The following is a 22,179-nucleotide window of genomic DNA, read 5'->3' as shown; positions in this document are numbered from 1 at the left end:
TGCAATTACCGCTATTGAGATAGTCGCATGTTGCATAGTTGCACCTCGCAAACCCCTGCATTTTATGACAAATTAGACCAATCCCACAAACGGGAAAAAATTTTGACAATCGCCTTAGTCCGCTCTGTGCAGAAACCGTGTTTTTGCCCTATAGTCTCCCTACAGAGGACAGAAAAACATCGGATGTCTTGAACATCTGAGTAAAACAACGAGCAGGCAGGCTTCTAAACGTGTCCCAACGAATGGCTTTGACCGAGCGCGCTTTGCGTGCCGAGGGCGGTCCAGTGCGAACAGATTTCGGGAATGACATTGTGTCATTCTACGGTGTCTCTTTGTCTCTAGCGATCTTTACCTCGCCCCTTGTGTACCGCTTTGGTGCGTTCTCCCGTCGTGTGATCCGTTATACCCCACACCCCGTCTCGTCGTTGTCTCAGGAATTCAATGTCATCGCCCGGCGTCTTTTGACCCCTTTGGCGTTGTCACACCATTCCTCAAAGACCCGAGGTTGTGATGCGTAGAACCCGTCGACTTCTTCTTCCGCTTTATCTGATGCTTGGCGCCTGTATGCCGGTCTCGCATTCAGACACGCCGACGCGATCGGATACGACCGTCGACACCGGTCTGCCACCGATGAAAGTCTTTTCGGTGCCGCGCCCACAGGCACCGGTGACGTCCAATTCCGATATGGCTCGCGACTTTCTTGATCTGGCGTTTTCGTTGGAATCGGGGCGCGCACTGAGCATGTTGACCCGTTTCGAAGGCCCGATTTCTGTGCGCGTGGCCGGGTCGCCACCGCCGTCTTTGGGCCCGGATCTAACCCGCCTTCTGCATCGGATGCGTAATGAGGCCGGGATCAACATTAACCAAACGAACTCTGGCACCGCCAATATCACCATCCAGGCGGTAACCCGCGCCGATATTCGCAAATATTTGCCCCAGGCCGCCTGTTTCGTTGTTCCGAATGTGTCCTCGCTTCAGGAATACAAAGCCCATCGCCGCACCCGCAAAACCAGTTGGTCACAACTCACCCAGCGCAACAAACTGGCGATCTTTATACCCAATGATTCCAGCGCTCAGGAAGTTCGTGACTGTTTGCACGAAGAACTGGCCCAGGCGCTCGGCCCGCTAAATGATCTCTACCGCCTGCCCGATAGCGTCTTTAACGACGACAACGTGCATACGGTTCTCACCGGGTATGACATGACAATCCTGCGCATTTACTACGATCCGTCGTTGCGCAATGGCATGACCCGTAGCCAAGTGGCCGACCGGCTTCCTGCGATCCTTGCCAGAGTGAACCCACGAGGTCAGGACAAGCCCGCACGCCGTTTGAACAAAACGCCGCGCGTTTGGATTGATGCGGTTCAAACCGCGCTTGGCCCCGGCGCGAACCCCGCCCAACGCCGCGCCTCCGCAACCGAAGCTTTGCAGGTTGCCAAAGCCATGGGTTGGACCGATCACCGATTGGCGTTTTCTCATTACGCCATGGGCCGCTTGTTGCAAGCGGTCGACCCAGAGGCCGCTCAGGACCACTTTGTTCTGTCACAACGCCACTTTGGCACCGGTCCGGACACAGCCCTGCACCGCTCTTATGTGGCGTCACAGCTGGCCGCCTATGCCATCAGCGCCGGTCGCGGTGAAGATGCGCTTTATCTTTTGACGCCACATCTTGATACGGCGATGCGCCATGAAAACGCGGCGTTGTTGGCGACTTTGATGATGCTGCGCGCCGAAGCGTTGGAAATGACCGGACGCACCACAGAAGGACGCCAAGTCCGACTGGACTCGCTTGGCTGGGCACGTTACGGGTTCGGCTCTGACTGGGCCGTGCGCGCAAAGCTACGCGAAATCGGTTCTCTCAACCCACAAAGACGGAGAATTGGCGGGTTATGATCGTTATCTTGGGCGCATTGATCGGAGCTTTGATTGGCGGCATGACCGCGAAACGCCGGAATGGTGACAAGGCTGATATCGCCCAATATGCGGTTGGCTATGCGATCGCCTTTGCCCTTGTCGGGGTCATCCTGACCATCGCGATTGAAAAACTAGTCGCCTAACGATTCTTACTTTCAGACGATGAAACGCCTCGGATGTCTCTGGGGCGTTTTGCACGTTTGGGTGGTAAATTGAACGCAACGGCGCATATTGAAGCCCCCCCCGGCCTCGCATAAGGTCTGGGCATGTTTGTACCCTTCTTTGAAAACCTCCGCAGCGCCGGTGTGCCGGTGTCCTTGCGCGAATACCTTGCCTTTCTCGAGGGGATGAAGGCCGGTTTAGCGACCTATGACGTTGAAAGCTTTTACTTTCTAGGTCGCAGCGCCATGGTCAAAGACGAACGTCACCTTGACCGGTTTGACCGTGCCTTTTCCACGACCTTCAAGGGGTTGGACGCTATCACTCCAGAGCAGGTTCTTGATGCGGTCGACCTTCCGGCGGATTGGCTAGAGAAAATGGCCGAAAAGCATCTCACCCCCGAGGAAAAGGCCGAGATTGAGGCGCTGGGAGGCTTTGACAAGCTGATGGAGACGCTCAAGGAGCGCCTTAAGGAACAGCAAGGTCGCCATCAGGGCGGCAACAAATGGGTCGGCACAGCCGGCACATCGCCCTTTGGGGCCTATGGCTATAATCCCGAAGGCGTGCGCATTGGTCAGGACAAATCCCGCCACCAGCGCGCCGTCAAAGTCTGGGACAAACGCGAATTCAAAAACCTTGATGATTCCGTCGAACTCGGCACCCGCAATATCAAGGTCGCGCTGAAACGCCTGCGCAATTGGGTACGTGACGGGGCCGAGGATGAGCTTGACCTTGACGGCACCATTCAGGCCACCGCCGAACATGGCTATCTCGATGTGAAAACGCGCCCTGAACGGCGCAACGCGGTCAAAGTATTGCTGTTTCTCGACGCCGGCGGGTCAATGGACCCCTACGTGAAAATCGTCGAAGAGCTGTTCTCTGCCGCGCGGGTGGAGTTCAAACATCTCGAACATTTCTATTTTCACAATTGCGTCTACGAAGGCCTGTGGCGCGACAATCGCCGCCGCTGGGATGCCCAAACTCCGACTTGGGAGGTGCTCAACACCTATGGGGCGGATTATAAGTGTATTTTTGTCGGCGATGCGTCGATGTCGCCCTATGAAATCGCCTTTCCGGGTGGGGCCAATGAACATTGGAACAAAGAAGCCGGTCAGGTTTGGCTAGAGCGCATGCGCGACCAGTGGAGCAATCATTTGTGGATAAATCCGGTGCCGGAAAAGCATTGGCAATACACCCAATCCATCCACATGATCCGTGAGATTTTCGAAGATCGTATGGTCCCCATGACGCTGGATGGCATCGACGGGGGCATGAGGCTGTTAGGACGTTAAAAGCGTTCCGGTCTGACAAACGTTCCAAACCAAACGCCGGGTAACCGTCGTCTCGGCTATTTTGCAATGAGGGCGTGACGTACGAGCTCGCGAACAGGCGACCCTCTTTTGCCGCGTTGCAACGCGACACATAAAGCCCCCAAAACAAGACGAAAATAGCCACCAACCAAACCCGCCGCAAAATTGCGCTAACTGGTAGAGACCTGCCCGTTGCCATGGCAAGACAGCAAGCCCGTCGCAGAGAGGACTTTTGCAAATGCGAGGATACGCTTTTCGCAGATCGCACCCGGTTAGGGGAAATGCACGTCGCGTGCCGCGGTTGGTAATTGCTTGTTTTTTAAGGTAAATGGTGGGTGATGAGAGGCTCGAACTCCCGACATCTTCGGTGTAAACGAAGCGCTCTACCAACTGAGCTAATCACCCGTGAGGCGGTGTTTAGCCAAGCCAGCGAACCGACGCAAGAGGCAAAGTGAACTTTTTTGACAGGTTTTTTGACATTCTTTTGAAGCCGAGATTTTGGCCTGATTTTTGCCCGTGGAAACGACAAAAACGCACCCTTTTCAGGATGCGCTTTGAAATGATGGTGGGTGATAAGAGATTTGAACTCCTGACATCTTCGATGTGAACGAAGCGCTCTACCACTGAGCTAATCACCCGGCTCAGCGGTCGTATCGTTACTCAGCCGCCTGCGCAAGGGGATCAGGATCTGATTTGCCCCCCTCTTCAGGCTGACGAATACGGGCGTTAATCACCTGACCGTTCACGCCTTTTTTCATGCGGTTCACTTTGATTTTGCCAAGTGGGCGCATATTGATTTCACGCCCCTCGCCCAAAGCTTCTCCAAGGATCGCCAAAGCCGCTTCGATAGCTGGTTTTGCGTCGCGCTTTTTCACACCGCTGCGCTCAACCGCAAGTTCGATCAGCTCTTTCTTCTTCATCTCTTCGCGGGTCGACAAAGGAAGATCCTCAACCTGGATCGCCACATCGGGTTCCGGGGTTGCGGGTTTTGCAACTGGCTTTGCACTTGCTTTGGTTGTTGTCGGTTTGCTACTGGACGCCGTTGTCGAACGGGTCGTCTTCCGGGTCGTTGTTGCCATTTTGCCTGTCTCTGCTTTTGTTATTTGCGCGCGTTTTGCGCGTCGGAGCTCATGCTCTCTGCTTAAAGGTTAACGTAAAAACGCAATTGATGCCAGCAATTGCTTGACTCACATGCAAATATTCAGGCAGAAATCTACGGATTTTTGATTTAATTGGGGAAATGTAATGAAACGTCTAGCTGTGTCCGCGGCACTCGTCGCTCTGACAAATACCGCTCATGCTGGATCGCTGAGCGATCCTATCGTAGAGCCCGTTATGGCTCCGGTCATGATTGAAGAACAAGCTGCCGCCAGCAGCGCGCCATCTGGTGGTTTGGTTATCTCGCTGGCGACCCTTGTGGTTTTTGGTGCCGCCATCACAAAGTAAACTTTGTTCATAGAAGTAATAAAAGGCCCCGAGGTTTTTCTCGGGGCCTTTTCTTTAGTGAGCGATTGCACCAGATCCGGTGTCTTTTGCCTTCAAAGCAGCCGCAGCGGCGGCCTCTTCTGCGGCTTCGTCCCAATCAACCGGTTCGGGTTGCGCGGTCAACGCCCGCTCCAGCACTTCAGAAACATGCTTGACCGGGATGATTTCCAACCCGTTTTTGACATTGTCCGGAAGTTCAGCCAGATCTTTTTCGTTCTCCTCGGGGATAAACACCGTGGTGATGCCACCGCGCAGCGCGGCAAGGAGCTTTTCCTTGAGGCCGCCAATGGGCATTGCATTGCCGCGCAATGAAACCTCGCCAGTCATGGCGATATCGCGCCGTACCGGAATACCGGTCAGAACAGACACAATGGACGTCACCATCGCCAAACCGGCCGAAGGGCCATCCTTGGGCGTTGCCCCATCGGGGACGTGAACGTGAATATCCAGCGTGTCGAACTTTGGTGGCTTGACCCCAATCTCAGGCGAAATGGAGCGGACATAGCTTGCCGCGGCTTCGATGGATTCCTTCATCACATCGCCAAGCTTACCGGTTGTTTTCATCCGCCCTTTGCCGGGCAATTTTAGCGCCTCGATATGGAGCAAGTCGCCACCAACGGAAGTATAGGCCAAACCGGTGACAACACCGACTTGATTTTCCTCTTCGGCGAGTCCGTAGCGATACTTTTTCACACCAAGGAAATCATCAATATTCTCGGAGGTTACTGAGACTTTCTCATCCTCTTTCTTGACGATTTTGGTCACGGCTTTTCGGGCCAATTTGGCGATCTCGCGCTCAAGGTTTCGCACCCCGGCTTCGCGGGTATAGTACCGTACAATCGCTGTCAAAGCGTCATCTTTGACTTCGAATTCACCCTTTTTAAGGCCGTGGTTTTTGACCTGCTTGTCAAGCAAATGCCGCTTGGCAATCTCAAGCTTTTCATCCTCGGTATAGCCAGACAGAGGAATGATTTCCATCCGATCTAACAATGGCCCAGGCATGTTGTAGCTATTCGAGGTGGTGACAAACATCACGTTCGACAGGTCATATTCGACCTCAAGATAATGATCGACAAAGGTCGCGTTTTGCTCCGGGTCGAGCACCTCAAGCATGGCAGACGCCGGATCACCCCGGAAATCCTGCCCCATCTTGTCGATTTCATCGAGCAAGATCAACGGGTTGGTGGTTTTCGCCTTTTTTAGAGCTTGAATAATCTTGCCCGGCATCGACCCAATATAAGTCCGACGGTGGCCACGAATTTCGGATTCATCGCGCACGCCACCAAGGCTAATGCGAATGAACTCGCGCCCCGTGGCTTTGGCCATAGATTTACCAAGCGAGGTTTTACCAACGCCCGGAGGGCCAACAAGGCATAAAATTGGGCCTTTGAGCTTGGAGCTACGGGCTTGAACCGCGAGGTATTCGACGATCCGCTCTTTCACCTTGTCCAGAGAATAGTGATCCTTATCAAGAACCTCCTGAGCCCGGTTCAAGTCCTTTTTGACACGGCTTTTTGCACCCCATGGGATCGACAACATCCAATCAAGATAGTTGCGCACAACAGTGGCTTCGGCCGACATAGGCGACATATTCTTAAGCTTTTTCAGCTCTGCATCGGCCTTTTCCTTGGCCTCTTTGCTCAGCTTGGTTCCGTTGATTTTCTCTTCGAGCTCAGCAATTTCATTGCTGCCATCTTCGCCATCACCCAGCTCCTTCTGAATGGCCTTCATTTGCTCATTCAGGTAATATTCGCGCTGGGTTTTCTCCATCTGGGTTTTGACGCGGGTCTTGATCTTTTTCTCGACCTGCAAAACAGACATTTCGCCCTGCATCAGGCCATAGACCTTCTCAAGACGTTCAGAAATCGACAAAGTTTCAAGCAGCTCTTGCTTCTGAGGAACTTCGATCCCCAAGTGTCCGGCGACAAGGTCGGCAAGCTGCGCGGATTCAGTCGCTTCACCCACAGCCGAGAGCGCCTCTTCTGGGATGTTTTTCTTGACCTTGGCGTAGCGCTCGAACTCTTCGGAAACGGTGTGTACCAACGCTTCGAGAGCGGCAGGATCGCCGGGCATCTCGGTCAGGTGGTCACAGCTGGCTTCGAAAAAGCTATCGTTATCAAGGTATTCGGTGATCCGTACGCGTGTTTGCCCTTCGACCAACACTTTGACAGTGCCATCGGGAAGTTTCAGCAATTGCAAAACGTTGGCAAGAACGCCGGCTTTGTAAATGCCGTCTGTATCCGGGTCATCAACCGATGGATCAATCTGACTGGCAAGCAGAATCTGCTTGTCGTCGTTCATAACCTCTTCGAGCGCACGCACCGATTTATCGCGCCCTACAAAGAGCGGCACGATCATATGCGGGAACACGACAATGTCGCGCAACGGCAGCACGGGATAAGAGGGATTAAGATGCTGTTTCATGCTCGTTTCCTGTTCTTGGCAAGATGGCCCCGGCCCCGCTTTGCGGCAACACTTGTCCATCTCCGGTCTCGGAAGCTTAATCTGGGGTTAATGACGCGCAAGTTCAAGCGCGACCTCCCCCAAAGCGCCGCCTTTGGTGTTTAGAATGGACCTCTCCCCCGACAGGTGCAAGTGGGGTTTTGCCGCAGATTGGGGGGATTTCGCTTACTTTTTGTTGGTGTTCTGGGGCCGCAAGAGCACGGTTTCGGTCATATAAAGCACAGTTTCGTCGCTTTTTAGCGTCAACTCAGTGAGTTCCAAAACCCGGTCGTCAAAATAGGCGATATAGGTGATGGTCCCAGCGGCGCTCATCCCGCTGGTTTCTGGCATGGTCACAACCAATTGTGGCAGGTCCGATGGCCCGCATTTGGTGTCAGACAGGACATCGGCCAGATCAGGACGACCAGTTGTGTCAAGCAGATCATCGACCCTGTCCACATCATAAGGGCTTGGATCGGCAAGCACCATGTCTTGGGCCTTGCCGGTGAGGTTGTCGAAAAACTTAGATGTCACAGCCCCATTTGACGCGATTTCAATATGGTAAGCCGAAGACCCTTTCACAAAAGAGGTCACAGCATTCTCAATCGACATCGCCCCATCGCGCGCCCATGTCCCTTGCAACCGATCAAGAATCTCTTGTTCATCGGTGACCCCGCAAAACCCGTCGGCCAAAAGGATGGACGGAAGGCACATGCACAACAAAGCTGTGGTCAAAACACGCATGATTTTGGTCCTTTTAAAGCTGTTCGATGTCACCAAGAGCCCTTTGTGCATGAAATTCGGCCTCCCATGCATCAAACCGCCCTTCGGCAATCGCATCCCGCATGCCCTGCATGATTTCCTGAAAGTAATGCAGGTTGTGCCAGGTCAACAACATTCCGCTGATCATCTCGTGGGACCGGAACACATGATGAAGATAAGCGCGGCTATAACCGGAACAGGCCGGACAGGTGCAATGTTCATCAATCGGGCGCGGATCGTCGGCGTGACGGGCGTTTTTGATGTTGATCTGGCCACGACGTGTCCAGGCTTGTCCGGTACGCCCCGAGCGTGACGGCAAAACACAATCCATCATGTCGATGCCGCGTTTAACGGCACCCACGATGTCGTCGGGTTTACCAACGCCCATCAAATAGCGCGGCTTGTCTTTGGGCAAATATCCGGGCGCATAGTCGAGACAGGAAAACATCGCCTCCTGCCCTTCCCCAACGGCTAGCCCACCCACGGCGTACCCATCAAAACCGATATCAATCAACGCCTTGGCGCTCTCTTCTCGGAGATCACTTTCAAGGCCACCCTGCATGATGCCAAACAACATATGCCCGGGGCGATCTCCAAAGGCGTCGCGCGAACGTTGCGCCCACCGCATCGAAAGACGCATGCTTTCGGCGATCCGATCCCGATCCGCCGGCAGCGCCGGACATTCATCAAAGGCCATGACAATATCGGAGCCCAAGAGTTTTTGAATCTCCATCGACCGCTCTGGCGTCAGGTGATGTTTGGACCCGTCGATATGAGATTTAAAGGTCACGCCCTCTTCGGTCAGCTTGCGCAAATCCGACAAGCTCATGACCTGAAATCCGCCGCTGTCCGTCAAAATCGGACGGTCCCAATTCATGAATTTATGCAATCCACCCAAGCGATTGATCCGCTCTGCACCTGGGCGCAGCATCAGGTGATAGGTGTTACCCAACAAGATGTCCGCGCCAGTCTCGCGGACACTTCCGGGCAGCATACCCTTGACGGTTGCTGCGGTGCCGACCGGCATGAAAGCCGGGGTTCTGATATCGCCGCGCGGGGTGTGGATGACACCGGTGCGGGCCTGCCCATCTTGGGCCTGAAGATCAAAGGATGTCTGTGCCATACCGTCGGTTTGCCTCATGACGGCGCGCTTGCCAAGCCCCAGTTGCAAGCCAAGATGGAGGTGCCACGGCCACAGGTTGCAAAACCTGTCATTGGCGGGGCTTTGCCCCCTTGCCCCCGCCATGCGCGCACAGGATGATAAAGGAATGAGCAGAACACCAACTTATAAGGGCGGTATCAACGCCTTGCTGGCCCAATACGAAGGTCGCCGCGACAGTTTTAGCTATGCCGAGAACGAAGGATTGCCCGACCTCGACGTTGATCTAAACTCGCTGGCCAACCAGATTGTGCCGAATCCGAACGAGATTGTCCAAGAAACGCGCCCCTTTCGGTCAAGCTATCACCGCAAACGCTTTCAATTGCGCGAGGAATTGCAGGGGTTGTCTGAGCTGTCTTACTTAAACGGGATGCTGATCGCCCATTTGCGCAAACGCGATGTGCCTGATCATGCCCCTGCCCTGTTTGTGAGACTTTGGGCCGAACATGGCGCGCAATTGGTTCGGGAATTGGATCAGAGATGGCTGGTTTCTGCGATCACCACCTTTGGCGATCACGGAGCAAATGCCACCCAACGCGCCACAGGCCTTGCCATGACCGCCTTGTTCGGCGCGATGAAACTTTATGAATCCGAACGCTTATATTCCGGCCTAACACCTGATCAACCCTTTACTTTAACAGGGAAAATCAGAGCAAAACTTCCCTTAGATATGGACAGCTATTCCATTTCCGGCGGCGGTTTGGATGTCAATCTGATTGCCCGCCTTTGGCAAGAGGCACAGGGCGATACCACCATTGCCCCCCTTGCCCATCATCTGATTGAGCTTCTCATCCATGATGAGCGGACGTTGTTTCGACGCCTGCAGGTGATGAAAGCCCGCCGTGATCGGATAAAAAAGATCAAAACCAAATCCAACATCGCACCAGTGCCAGTGGATCGTCTCACTATTGGCCAACAAGACCTGAGATGGGGCATTGTCAGCACGATAAAGGCCCCTTTGGGTCAGATTGCCCGCTTTGCAGCCCATCATCTTGAGCTTGGTGCAGACGCGCTCCATATCTTTTTGGACGATCCCAAACCGGAAACTGCGGCGTTTCTAGCGCGCCATCCGAAAATCCATGTCACCCTCTGTGACGACGCCTATTGGCAATCAACCGGTAAACGCCGGATGGAAGCGCATCAGCTGCGTCAGGCCTATAATGCCACGCGAACCCTTCGCGCCGTTGAGGATGATTTGCATTGGTTGGGCCATATTGACGTTGATGAATTCATCATGACCGACGCGCCCATGGTTGAAAAACTGGCCTCCGTTGGCCCGGCAATTTCCATGGCGCGCATTCCCCCGGCCGAAGCCTTGGCCCCGGACCGCGGAACACCGGAATATTTCAAGCTGACCCACAAACAAGCCGGGGTAAAGAAGTCTGACCTTCAAGACATTTACCCGACATTCGGCCTACACTTATATGGCGGTTTCTTATCCCATAGTTCGGGCAAAGTTTTCGCCCGCACGGGTATTCCCGACACGCGACTTGGCATTCACACGTTGAAATACAACGGTGAAGATGCCAGCAATCGCGAAAAACCGGCTGGCCTTTTCCTTGCGCATTTTCATGCCCCCAGCTGGGAACATTTCCGCGGCCATTTGGATTTTCGTCAAACAAAAGGCAGCTATCGCCCCCGATCTGAACGCCCGGAATTGGGCCAAGCCGAATTGTTGAAATTCCTCTCTGACGAAGAAGGCGACGCAGGATTGCGCGCGTTCTTTGACGAGGTATGCGCCGACACACCAGAATTGCGCGCGCGCCTCAAAGCCCGCAAAATGCTGTTGCACCATCAATTCGATTTTGACGCCAGCGTCATGCGCGTATTCGGGAGGATGCCATGACCGATCTCAACACCCGCTGGGGTGTCGTTTCGACAATCAAAGCCCCCCTAACAGCGATTTTGAATTTTGCATCGTGGCATTTTGAGCTCGGGGCGCATCGCCTTTATCTATATCTCGACGATGACGTACCAGAAACGCTGGCGGCCTTGAAATCTCATCCAAAGATCAAGGTCTTGCACACCGATGACGCCTATTGGACCAAGCGCAAAGGCCGTCCTCAAAAACATCAGGTCCGCCAAAGCCTCAATGCCCGCCATGCCAATAATCGCCGGGTCGAGGTCGATTGGCTGGCGCATATTGATGTCGACGAATTCCTGTTTCCAACGACCAAAATCGGCAATCTATTGGGTGCATTGCCAGCCCAGGCCAAATGCGCCCGTATCCGACCTATCGAAGCCTTGGCGCATGGGGACGCGGTAGAACCCGGCGAAACCGCGTTCAAAGCCTTTCACTTGGATCAACAAAAACGCCAGGCGGCGTCTGAGGCCTGTTTTCCCAATTGGGGGCCCTATTTATCGGGTGGTTTTTTATCCCATGTGGCGGGGAAATTGTTTTTCCGCACCGGATTAAAAGGCCTTCAAATCAAAATTCACAACATTGCTCTGGATGGCGTTCAAAACCCGGGCCAAGTTGAAATTCCCGACATCGAACTTGGCCATTTTCACGCCGACAGCTGGCAACATTTCATCCAAGCCTACCGGTTTCGCCTTTCTCAAGGCTCATACCGATCTGAATTAAAGCCGCAGGTGCGCAAAGACGGTGCGCCGAATTTACACGATCTGTTTCAAGCCATCGAATCTGACGGCGGCGAAGAGGCGTTGAAGGCGTTTTTTCACGAGGTTTGCGTCGCAGATATCGACCTTTGTCTCCGGCTCAAGGCAAATGGTTTGCTGCGCAGGCATCAATTGGATTATAAAACTCTGCGCAAAACACACTTTCCGGGCATCAATACGCTGTAAAACCGGGGAAAGTTGCCGAATTTGAAACAATCAATGGATAAGACACACAGCCATGTGACCGCCGTGATTGACCTTGGCGCATGTTTTAACTAAACCACGCGCCAAGGGGTTGAGAATGCAACCATGCAAGGCCGAACGGGCCTGCCCCCTAAGCTGCCAGCGGGCCAAGGATCGTGTCCGCAAAAAATACGGACCCGAATGACAAAATTCAGTGACCTGAACCTAAGCCCCAAAGTCCTAAAAGCTGTGGATGAGGCGGGCTATGAAAGCCCGACACCTATCCAAGCCGGGGCAATTCCACCTGCGCTCGAAGGCAAAGACGTGTTGGGCATCGCCCAAACCGGCACCGGAAAAACCGCGAGTTTTACGCTTCCGATGATTTCGATGTTGGCCCGTGGCCGTGCGCGTGCGCGGATGCCACGCTCTTTGGTCTTGTGCCCGACCCGCGAATTGGCGGCGCAAGTGGCGGAAAACTTTGACACCTATTCCAAGCATGTCAAACTCACCAAAGCGCTTTTGATTGGCGGCGTTTCCTTTAAGGAACAAGACGCGTTGATTGATAAAGGTGTCGATGTTCTTATCGCCACCCCCGGTCGTTTGCTCGACCACTTTGAGCGCGGCAAGCTTTTGCTAACCGGCGTTCAGATTATGGTTGTCGACGAAGCTGACAGAATGCTCGATATGGGGTTCATCCCCGATATCGAACGCATTTTCAGCCTCACACCCTTTACACGTCAGACACTGTTCTTTTCGGCCACGATGGCCCCGGAAATTGAGCGGATCACCAACACGTTCCTGTCGGCACCTGCCCGGATCGAAGTTGCACGTCAGGCGACGGCTTCTGAGACCATCGAACAAGGTGCGGTTGTTTTCAAAGCGTCGCGCCGTGATCGCGAAGGCACCGAGAAACGCAAGGTTTTGCGCGCGTTGATCGAGGCCGAAGGTGAAAAATGCACAAATGCAATCATCTTCTGCAACCGCAAAGTTGATGTGGATATCGTCGCGAAATCCCTAAAGAAATATGGTTTTGACGCCGCCCCCATCCACGGCGATCTCGACCAATCGCAACGCATGAAAACGCTTGACGGGTTCCGCAATGGTGAGTTGCGCATTCTTGTCGCCTCTGATGTGGCGGCCCGTGGACTTGATGTGCCATCGGTGAGCCATGTGTTCAACTTTGACGTGCCAAGCCACGCCGAAGATTATGTCCACCGGATTGGTCGTACAGGCCGGGCCGGACGTGACGGCAAAGCAGTGACCATTGTCATTCCGCGCGACGAGAATTATTTCGACGCTGTTGAGGCGTTGATCCAGAAAGAGATTCCGCGGATCGAAAACCCGGTGAAACCAGCGGAAAAACCAGTTAAAGCCGAAAAGCCCGTTCGCGAGCGCGACGAGAAGAAAGACGCGCCGGCCAAAACGAGCCGCGCAAAGTCCGAAGAGCCGCGCGAGGTCAAAAACACACGGTCACGCCGCAACGAAAAACCTAAAGGCGACAACCGTCGCTCTGGTGGTGGTCGCGACAATACGATTGTCGGCATGGGCGATCATATGCCCGAGTTCATCGCGCTAAGCTTTGACGAACGTCGCGCCAGCTAAGATAATCCCTTAAAACGAAAAAGCCCCGCGATCAGGATATGATCGCGGGGCTTTTTGTTGTCCAATGAGATCAGCTTAAACGGCTGATCACCACGGTGACTTCGGGCTTTTTGCCGATCTCATTTTGGCAGCTTTGGCGCGTGACTTTGCGCAGCTCGGATTCCAACTTGTCGTCATCGGTCATGATCTTGGCACCGGCCCGACCCAACAATTGCGACAGGTCTTCTTCCAAAATATCAACCAGCGGTGCATGGCTACGCCCTTGTTCTGGCAGCCCCATGACTTCGCACCATGGATCACCAAGGGCTTCGTCATCTTCGTCCAAAATCACCGTGACCAAAACATGCCCGTTCAACGCCATGCGAATCCGGTTGCGAACCACACCGTCCAAGGCACCAATTTGCACTGATCCATCCAGATAGGTGCGACCGGTTTCGATATATTCTGTCACTTTGGGTTTGTTGCCGCTGAGATCAATCATCATCCCATTGACCGCCAATACGCCCTGACGGCCTTTGGCTTCGGAGAGTTTGACATGCTCGCGCAAATGACGGTGTTCGCCGTGCATCGGTACCACGATTTGGGGTTTGACGATATCTTGCATGGTTTCAAGATCGGGGCGGTTGGCGTGACCCGAGACGTGATAATCCCCATCGCTATCGCCTACAATATCAACGCCTTGCTCCGAAAACTGGTTCATGATGCGGATCACACCGCGTTCATTCCCCGGAATGGTTTTCGACGAAAATAAGAACAGGTCGCCCTCTTTCAAGGTGATGCCGTTGTATTTCCCACGCGCCAATTGCGCACTGGCGGCACGGCGTTCCCCCTGCGATCCGGTGACGATCAACATGACGTTGTCGCGCGGTAGTTGCACCGCGTCTTCCGGCCCAATCACCGGAGGGAAGTTCTTCAAAACACCCGTTTCGACCGAGGCTTCGATCATCCGACGCATCGCCCGGCCTAGCAAACAGATAGATCGGCCCGCCTTGGCCCCCGCTTCGGCCAAGGATTTGACCCGCGCCACGTTGGAGGCAAAGGTCGTGGCAATGACCATCTGATCGGCCTCGGCCACCAGCTTTTCAACCGCTGGGGTGACAATGGCCTCGGATCGGCCTGCGCTGCGCGAGAAGATATTGGTCGAATCCACAACCAAGGCTTTGACGCCATCCTTGGACACTTCGGCCCAAAGCTCGGGGTCCCAGGCTTCGCCAACAAGCGGAGTTGTATCGAGTTTGAAGTCGCCGGTATGGATCACACGGCCATCTGGACTATCAATGACCAGCGCGCTGCTTTCGGGAATCGAATGCGAAATTGGCAGGAAACCAACAGTCAACGGCCCTGCCTGCACGGTTTCGGGCCATTTGCCGACGGTTTGCACCGCGTTGCCCTCAACCCCGTATTCCGCAAGCTTGTGACGCGCGATGTTTGAGGTAAAGGCACGGGCATAGATTTTGACGCCCAGATCACCAAACAGATGGCCAACCGCACCGACGTGATCTTCGTGGGCGTGGGTGATGAACACCGCCTCGATCCGGTTGCGGTTTTCCTTGAGCCAGGTGATGTCAGGCAGGATCAGGTCAACACCCGGCGTGCTGTCCATGTCGGGGAAAGTCACACCAAGATCAACAACGATCAAACGTTCCTCACCCTGTTTGCCATAGCCATAGACATAGCAATTCATGCCGATTTCGCCGGCACCGCCCAAAGGTAGATAGATCAACCGCTCCGAACTCATGCGCTCTTAGCCCCCATTTTTCTTGTTATAATTATATATGACGGTCAGCCCATGCATGGTCAGGTCGTCTTCGATACTGTCAAATAGCATTTCGCCCGTCGCAAACAAGGGGGCAAGGCCACCTGTGCCAATAACCTTCATCGGGCGACCATATTCTGCCTTAATCCGCGCCGTGATCCCTTGGATCAGCCCAACATAGCCCCAAAACACACCCGATTGGATACAGGCAACGGTGTTGGTTCCAATCACTTGCTCCGGTTGGCTAATATCAACATGAGGAAGCGCGGCCGCCCCTTGGTGCAAGGCTTCGAGGCTGAGGTTCACACCGGGCGCGATGACGCCACCAACATAGGCCCCATCTTCGGCCACCACATCGAAATTGGTCGCCGTGCCAAAATCAACCACAACGACATCACCGCCATGACGATCATAGGCCGCCGCCGCATTGGCCAAACGGTCTGGGCCAACACCGGTTCCGGTGTCAACGCGTGGCAGGATCGGCAAATCACATCCGGGTTTTCCAACGACCAGCGGGCGACAGCCAAAGAAGCGATCGGCAAAGACACGCAGGTTAAAGACGACGCGCGGCACTGTTGAGCTAATAATCACATCGGTGATGTCAACGTTTAGCCCGTAGTGGTTCACAAGGGTCGAATACCACGTAAAATAGGCGTCAGCCGTGCGCGAATGGTGGGTCGAGGTGCGCAGGGTGCACAAGAAGGTTTCCCCATCCCAGATCGAGAAAACCGTATTGGTGTTGCCGCAATCAATCGCCAAAAGCATGCGTTACGCCTTTCAGAAAAACACATCAGCAGCCGCGATTTCTTCGCGGCCTTTTGCGGTCTTTAAGACCAGATTGCCCTGCGCGTCCACCTCTTCAAAGGTGCCGGTGACCTCATGATTGGCCAAACGTGCTGTTACGACCTCGCCCAAACGCGCAGCGCGATCCATCCACGCCTGTCTGATCGGGGCAAAGCCATAGGTGACAAAGCTGGCCTCTCGCGCGGCATAAGCCTTGGCCAAAGCCTCCAACATCATCTCGGGGCTGACGCGTTTTCCGGTTTCGGCCAAAAGTGACACAGGCGCAACCGCCCCGCTTTCAACCTGAGCGGCATCCGGGGCAGCGATCAGGTTAATGCCGATACCGATGGCCAAATGCCCACCGGGGCCGCCGATCCCTTCGAGAAGAATACCCGCCACCTTGCCGCCATTTAGCAAAACATCGTTGGGCCATTTTAAAGCCAAACCCGCCGACGTCCCGGTCAGGGCTTCGAAGGCGTCATAGAGCGCAAGGGCCGTGACAAAGCTGCGCAAAGCCACAACATCCGGCGTTTCGGTTGGTCGCAAAACCAGCGTCGCCGAGAAGTTTCCAAGCGGATTGACCCACGCCCTCCCCCGACGTCCACGGGCCGCCGTTTGTTTGAGGCCCAGTATCCATTCCGGGCCAGCCAGATCTTTGGCGATCCGGGCCGCTTCGGCGTTGGTGCTGTCCACTTCGACCAACACACGTTTTCCATATCCATCAGGCCAAGCCATATGTCGCCCTTTCCAACTTATCGGTCACCGCGAAGTCGCGGTGCCTTTATACAAAATGACGCGCCACAATGGGCGCGTCACGTTTGTCTATTCTTTTGGCAGGTCGATCACTGGACCAATGTGGCCGCCGCCGATTGGGCCCATGTTTCAACACCAAACAAGTTGACCACACCCAGCACCATAATCACCGCGGACAGGTACAACCCACCTTTGAGAACCCAAGACCCGTTTGTTTCCAGCGCCTCTTCTTGCTCTTCGCCAAAATACATGAAGAAAACAATGCGGAGGTAGTAGAACGCACCGATCACAGAGGCGATCACACCGGCGATTGCCAGCCACGCCAGATCAGCCTCATAAGCCGCGCGCAAAACGTAGAATTTGCCAAAGAAACCAACAAGCGGTGGAATACCAGCCAAGCTAAACAGCAGGACCAACATCGCCAAAGCTTTTGCCGGTTCGCGGGTGGAATACATGCCGAGGCTGCCGATATCTGTGACCGGTTGGCCATCACGTTCCATCGACATGATAAAGGCAAAGGTACCGATATTCATGGTCACATAGATCGCCATGTAGATCAGCATCGCTTGCACACCAAGCGCGGTGCCGGCCGCAAGACCCATCAGGGCAAAACCCATATGTGCAATCGACGAATAGGCCATCAGGCGTTTGATGTCGCGCTGACCGATTGCGGCGATGGCCCCTAGGAACATCGACAGAACCGACAACAAGGCGATGACCTGGCTCCAATCCGAGATCGCCTGACCAAAGGCGTCAAACATCACACGGGCGAACATTGCCATGGCCGCGACTTTTGGCGCCGTGGCAAAGAAGGCGGTGACCGGTGTGGGCGAGCCTTCGTAGACGTCCGGTGTCCACATGTGGAACGGCACAGCAGAAACTTTGAACGCCAGACCGGCGATCAGCAGGACCAGACCAATCAACAGGCCAGTCGAGACGTGACCATGAACAGCCGCGGCGATGATGCCTTCGAAGTTGGTTGTTCCGGCAAAGCCGTAGGTCAAAGACGCACCATAAAGCAGCAAACCCGAGCTTAGCGCGCCAAGCACGAAATACTTCAAGCCCGCTTCGGTCGATTTCGCGCTATCACGACGGAAAGACGCGACAACGTACAGCGCCAGCGACTGCAGTTCGAGGCCCATATAGAGGGTCATCAGGTCGGAGGCCGACACCATGACCATCATCCCGACAACCGACAAGGCCACCAGAATGGGATATTCGAACACCAACATGCCGCGACGCGCCATGTAGCCTTCGCTCATCAACAGAACACAGGCTGCAGACGCGAGGATAACCACCTTGGCGAAACGGGCGAACCCGTCAACAACCAGAAGACCGCCAAAGGCAGAGGTGGATCCTTCGCCGGTCATCCCGATCCAGAAGGCCAGCACCAGGAACACTGCAGCTGTGACCCATGTCAGGGTCGAGGCCAGCTTGTCCTTGCCGGTATAGACCGCACCAAGCAGCGCGCCCATGGCAAAGACCGAAAGCAGGATTTCCGGCAGGATGATATTGAGATCAGCCGAGATCATAACCCCGCCCCCTTAATGATGTTCGACATCAGCGGTTTCCGCAGGCGCACCTAAGTCCGCCGCGGCAACTGCCGTGTCATAATGTTGTACGAGTGCCGTCACCGATGGGCCGATACGATCTAGGATCGGAGCCGGATAGACCCCCAACCAGATTGTCATCACCACCAGCGGTGCAAAGATCAGCTTTTCACGCAGGTTCATGTCGGTGATGGTTTTCAGGCTTTCCTTGATCAGGTCGCCCATGACGACGCGACGATAGAGCCACAGTGCATAACCGGCCGACAGGATCACACCGGTAGTCGCACCCGCAGCAACCCAGGTGTTTTTCTGGAAGACACCCATCAGCGTCAGGAATTCCCCGATAAAGCCAGAGGTGCCCGGCAGGCCGACATTGGCCATGGTGAAGAACATGAAGATCAGCGCATAGGCCGGCATCCGGTTCACAAGGCCGCCATAGGCGTCGATCTCGCGGGTGTGCATCCGGTCGTAGATCACGCCAACACAGAGGAAGAGCGCGCCAGAGATAAACCCGTGGCTCAGCATCTGGAAGATCGCGCCATCAACACCTTGTTGGTTGGCCGCAAAGATCCCCATTGTCACATACCCCATGTGCGCAACCGAGGAATAGGCGATCAGCTTTTTCATGTCCTCTTGGACAAGCGCCACCAGCGATGTGTAAATGATCGCAATGACCGACAGGGTGAACACAAAGTTCGCCATGACATCCGACCCGACCGGGAACATCGGCAGGCTAAAGCGCAAGAAGCCATAGCCACCCATCTTCAACAAGATCGCCGCAAGAACAACAGACCCGGCCGTCGGGGCCTGAACGTGGGCTTCGGGCAACCAGGTGTGGACCGGCCACATGGGCATTTTGACCGCGAAGCTGGCAAAGAAGGCCAAGAACAACATAGTCTGGAGGCCGCCGACAACCTGAATACCCAGAATGCTAAAGCTTTCGGTGGCAAAGTTGTGGCTGAGCAGTTTGACGATATCGGTGGTGCCCGCATCTGCGTACATCGCGATCATCGCAACCAGCATCAGAACCGAACCAAGCAGCGTGTAGAGGAAGAACTTGAACGAGGCGTAGATGCGTTCTTTGCCGCCCCAAATCCCGATGATCAGGAACATCGGGATCAGGCCCGCTTCGAAGAACAGGTAGAACAGGACCAGATCAAGGGCCATGAACACGCCAAGCATCAACGTTTCCAAGAGCAGGAACGCGATCATGTATTCCTTGACGCGGTGGCTGACATCCCAAGACGCCGCGATTACCAGCGGCATCATGAAGGTGGTCAACATCACAAACAGAACCGAAATCCCGTCGACGCCCATTTTGTATTTCAGACCAAGAAGCCATTCACGCTCTTCGACCATCTGGAACCCGGTGTCTGCGGGATCAAATTGGAACAGAATAAACAGCGAGATCAGAAAGGTGGCCGTGGTGGCGAACATCGCCAACCACTTGGCATTGCGGTCAACCGCCTCGCCTTTGCCGCGCAGCAACCCAGCCAAAATCAGGGCCGCCAAGAGAGGCAGGAAGGTGACTATGGAAAGCAAGTTACCCATTAGTGCGCTCCTCCGCTGAGCGTCATCCAGGTGATGAGAACGGCCATGCCGATCACCATCCAAAAGGCATAAGTAAAGATGAAACCAGACTGCGCCTTGCCGGCCAATCGAGTGAAGAAGGGAACGATGCCCATGGCAATGCCGTTTAAGGCACCCTTGATGATCGCCTCGTCAACGTTTTTCCACAGCAAGCGACCAAGGGCTTTGGACGGTTGAACAATGAGGAAATCGTAGATTTCGTCGAAGTACCATTTGTTTAGCAAGAACAGGTACAACGGGCGCTGCGCCTCGGCCAGACGTTTGGGCAAGCTTGGGTTCACGATGTAGAACCAGTAGGCCGTGGCCAAACCAATGATCATTGCGATGAACGGGCTGACTTTGACCCAGATCGGGGCATGATGCGCCTCGTCCATGACGTGATTGTCAGGATGGGTAAAGATCGCCCCCTCGGGTGCCGCGCCATGGTGGGCAGCAGCCATTGCTGCGTGGCCTTCATCGGTATGCGCCGCAACGTGATCCTTAGCGTCACCGTGATCATCACTGTGATTGTCTGCGGCATGATCGTCCGCAGCTGATGCTGCATGATCGTCACTGTGCTCGGACGCTTCGGCGTGATGGTCGGGAACACCAAAGAAGGTGTTGACCTTGTGGTGGTCGCCAAAGAACGATCCGTACCAAAGCATACCGGCAAAGACCGAGCCAAGCGCCAAGACACCCAGCGGCACCAACATGACCATCGGGCTTTCATGCGCGTGCTCATGTGTGTGCTTGTCGCCGCGCGGCTTGCCAAAAAAGGTCATGAACATCAGACGCCAGCTATAGAAGCTTGTGAACAGCGCCGCGATAACCAGCATCCAGAAGGCATAACCGCCTTGTGTTCCGGCCCATGCGCTTTCGATCACCGCATCCTTGGACAGGAAGCCGGCGAAACCAATATGGGTGAGCGGGATACCAACACCGGTGATGGCCAGCGTGCCAATCATCATTGCCCAGAAGGTTTTGGGAAGCTTGTCCTTAAGACCACCGTAGTTCCGCATGTCTTGTTCGTGATGCATACCATGGATCACGGAACCCGCGCCAAGGAACAACATCGCCTTAAAGAACGCGTGTGTGAACAGGTGGAACATCGCGACCGAGTAAACGCCGACACCCGCCGCCACAAACATGTAACCCAGCTGGGACATGGTGGAATAGGCGATAACGCGTTTGATGTCGTTTTGAACAAGGCCGATGGTGGCCGCGACAAAGGCTGTGGTCGCCCCAAGGAAGGTGATGAACGCAGTGGCGTTTGGCGCGAATTCCATCAGCGGCGACATGCGACAGACAAGGAAGACACCGGCGGTAACCATGGTCGCAGCGTGGATCAACGCCGAAACAGGTGTCGGACCCTCCATCGCGTCGGGCAGCCATGTGTGAAGGAACAGCTGGGCCGATTTACCCATCGCACCAACAAAGAGCAACAGCGCCAGAACTTCGGCGGCGTTCCATGTGCCCCACAGGAAATGCAGCTGTGTTTCCGCCAGTGCAGGAGCCGCGGCAAAGATATCATCAAACTTGACGCTATCGACCAAGAAATACAGGCCAAAGATACCGAGCGCAAAGCCAAAATCACCTACGCGGTTAACGATGAACGCTTTCATCGCGGCGGCGTTGGCGGTCGGCTTGCGATAGTAGAAGCCGATCAAGAGGTATGAGGCAACGCCCACACCTTCCCAGCCAAAGAACATCTGAACAAGGTTGTCCGAGGTCACCAGCATTAGCATCGCGAATGTGAAGAAGCTCAGATAAGCAAAGAAACGGGCCCGGTAGCTTTCTTCGCCGTCTTTGAACTGATCGTCATGGGCCATGTAGCCAAAGCTATAAAGGTGGACCAGCGCCGACACCGTCGTGACAACAATCAGCATGATCGAGGTCAGGCGATCAAGGCGAATGCCCCAATCGGTGCTAAGCGTGCCGCTTTCGATCCAGCGTAAAACTTGGATATGTTGGGTCTCAGGGCCATGGGTCAAGAAGACGATCCAGCTTAGGGCGCAGGCAAGGAACAACAAACCGGTTGTAACCCACTGTGCGCCACGGATCGAAATGAACTTCCAGCCAAACCCGGCAATCAAGCTGCCCACGAGCGGGGCGAAAAGGATGATGCTTTCCATC

18 protein-coding genes and 2 tRNA genes are annotated in these 22,179 nt (G+C 54.7%); 8 read left to right on the top strand and 12 right to left on the bottom strand.

Annotation, left to right across the window (positions count from 1 at the left end):
• Positions 1-242: 242 nt before the first annotated feature.
• The 4 genes from AC5EFR_RS07745 (at position 243) to AC5EFR_RS07730 (ending at position 3,365) form a co-directional block, all read left to right on the top strand.
• Complete coding sequence (locus AC5EFR_RS07745; RefSeq protein ID WP_493575279.1) at positions 243-518, top strand: hypothetical protein; 276 nt, start codon at positions 243-245, stop codon at positions 516-518.
• Positions 511-1,893: a DUF2927 domain-containing protein gene (locus AC5EFR_RS07740; RefSeq protein ID WP_493575278.1), complete on the top strand. Its 1,383-nt coding sequence runs from the start codon at positions 511-513 to the stop codon at positions 1,891-1,893. The genes AC5EFR_RS07745 and AC5EFR_RS07740 overlap by 8 nt, the downstream gene beginning before the upstream one ends.
• A complete protein-coding gene (locus AC5EFR_RS07735) occupies positions 1,890-2,057 on the top strand; it encodes an apolipoprotein acyltransferase (protein ID WP_493575277.1) in 168 nt (55 codons plus the stop codon). Before AC5EFR_RS07740 ends, AC5EFR_RS07735 begins: the two co-directional genes overlap by 4 nt.
• A gap of 123 nt (positions 2,058-2,180) precedes the next feature.
• The gene (locus AC5EFR_RS07730; protein ID WP_493575276.1) at positions 2,181-3,365 is read left to right on the top strand and encodes a vWA domain-containing protein; all 1,185 of its coding nucleotides are present in this window, start codon (positions 2,181-2,183) and stop codon (positions 3,363-3,365) included.
• A gap of 347 nt (positions 3,366-3,712) precedes the next feature.
• Here AC5EFR_RS07730 and AC5EFR_RS07725 read toward each other — a convergent pair.
• From AC5EFR_RS07725 to AC5EFR_RS07715, 3 genes are all read right to left on the bottom strand, one after another.
• Positions 3,713-3,788, bottom strand: a tRNA-Val gene (locus tag AC5EFR_RS07725).
• 158 nt (positions 3,789-3,946) lie between these two features.
• A tRNA-Val gene (locus AC5EFR_RS07720) sits at positions 3,947-4,021 on the bottom strand.
• Between the two features lie 18 nt (positions 4,022-4,039).
• Entirely contained in the window at positions 4,040-4,462 is a 423-nt protein-coding gene (locus tag AC5EFR_RS07715; RefSeq protein ID WP_493575275.1) for an HU family DNA-binding protein, read from the bottom strand.
• Positions 4,463-4,628: 166 nt separating this feature from the next.
• On the opposite strand from AC5EFR_RS07715, the gene AC5EFR_RS07710 reads away from it, so the two are divergent.
• Entirely contained in the window at positions 4,629-4,829 is a 201-nt protein-coding gene (locus AC5EFR_RS07710) for a hypothetical protein (RefSeq protein WP_493575274.1), read from the top strand.
• A gap of 54 nt (positions 4,830-4,883) precedes the next feature.
• On the opposite strand, the gene lon is transcribed toward AC5EFR_RS07710, so the two are convergent.
• From lon to tgt, 3 genes are all read right to left on the bottom strand, one after another.
• A complete protein-coding gene (gene lon, locus AC5EFR_RS07705; RefSeq protein WP_493575273.1) occupies positions 4,884-7,292 on the bottom strand; it encodes an endopeptidase La in 2,409 nt (802 codons plus the stop codon).
• A 204-nt stretch (positions 7,293-7,496) separates the two neighbouring features.
• Entirely contained in the window at positions 7,497-8,054 is a 558-nt protein-coding gene (locus tag AC5EFR_RS07700) for a hypothetical protein (protein WP_493575272.1), read from the bottom strand.
• A gap of 13 nt (positions 8,055-8,067) precedes the next feature.
• A complete protein-coding gene (tgt, locus tag AC5EFR_RS07695) occupies positions 8,068-9,195 on the bottom strand; it encodes a tRNA guanosine(34) transglycosylase Tgt (protein ID WP_493575271.1) in 1,128 nt (375 codons plus the stop codon).
• Between the two features lie 145 nt (positions 9,196-9,340).
• On the opposite strand from tgt, the gene AC5EFR_RS07690 reads away from it, so the two are divergent.
• From AC5EFR_RS07690 to AC5EFR_RS07680, 3 genes are all read left to right on the top strand, one after another.
• Complete coding sequence (locus AC5EFR_RS07690) at positions 9,341-11,077, top strand: glycosyltransferase family 2 protein (protein ID WP_493575270.1); 1,737 nt, start codon at positions 9,341-9,343, stop codon at positions 11,075-11,077.
• Positions 11,074-12,036: a glycosyltransferase family 2 protein gene (locus tag AC5EFR_RS07685; RefSeq protein WP_493575269.1), complete on the top strand. Its 963-nt coding sequence runs from the start codon at positions 11,074-11,076 to the stop codon at positions 12,034-12,036. Before AC5EFR_RS07690 ends, AC5EFR_RS07685 begins: the two co-directional genes overlap by 4 nt.
• Before the next feature lie 198 nt (positions 12,037-12,234).
• The gene (locus AC5EFR_RS07680; RefSeq protein WP_493575268.1) at positions 12,235-13,635 is read left to right on the top strand and encodes a DEAD/DEAH box helicase; all 1,401 of its coding nucleotides are present in this window, start codon (positions 12,235-12,237) and stop codon (positions 13,633-13,635) included.
• A 70-nt stretch (positions 13,636-13,705) separates the two neighbouring features.
• On the opposite strand, the gene AC5EFR_RS07675 is transcribed toward AC5EFR_RS07680, so the two are convergent.
• From AC5EFR_RS07675 to nuoL, 6 genes are all read right to left on the bottom strand, one after another.
• On the bottom strand, positions 13,706-15,373 hold the full coding sequence (locus tag AC5EFR_RS07675; protein ID WP_493575267.1) for a ribonuclease J: 1,668 nt from the start codon (positions 15,371-15,373) through the stop codon (positions 13,706-13,708).
• Between the two features lie 6 nt (positions 15,374-15,379).
• The gene (locus AC5EFR_RS07670) at positions 15,380-16,156 is read right to left on the bottom strand and encodes a type III pantothenate kinase (RefSeq protein ID WP_299927349.1); all 777 of its coding nucleotides are present in this window, start codon (positions 16,154-16,156) and stop codon (positions 15,380-15,382) included.
• 12 nt (positions 16,157-16,168) lie between these two features.
• Positions 16,169-16,909 (bottom strand): biotin--[acetyl-CoA-carboxylase] ligase, encoded by a 741-nt coding sequence (locus AC5EFR_RS07665; RefSeq protein WP_493575266.1) that lies wholly within the window; start codon positions 16,907-16,909, stop codon positions 16,169-16,171.
• 107 nt (positions 16,910-17,016) lie between these two features.
• Positions 17,017-18,459, bottom strand: coding sequence for an NADH-quinone oxidoreductase subunit NuoN (gene nuoN / locus AC5EFR_RS07660; RefSeq protein ID WP_493575265.1), 1,443 nt, complete (start codon positions 18,457-18,459; stop codon positions 17,017-17,019).
• A gap of 12 nt (positions 18,460-18,471) precedes the next feature.
• Positions 18,472-20,028, bottom strand: a complete 1,557-nt coding sequence (locus tag AC5EFR_RS07655; protein WP_493575264.1) for an NADH-quinone oxidoreductase subunit M — start codon at positions 20,026-20,028, stop codon at positions 18,472-18,474.
• Positions 20,028-22,178: an NADH-quinone oxidoreductase subunit L gene (nuoL, locus tag AC5EFR_RS07650; protein WP_493575263.1), complete on the bottom strand. Its 2,151-nt coding sequence runs from the start codon at positions 22,176-22,178 to the stop codon at positions 20,028-20,030. The genes AC5EFR_RS07655 and nuoL overlap by 1 nt, the downstream gene beginning before the upstream one ends.
• Between the last annotated feature and the right edge of the window lies 1 nt (position 22,179).

Source organism: Pelagimonas sp., assembly GCF_058892305.1.
Note: the sequence above shows the minus strand (reverse complement) of the source record. Positions and strands in the feature narration are given on the sequence as shown.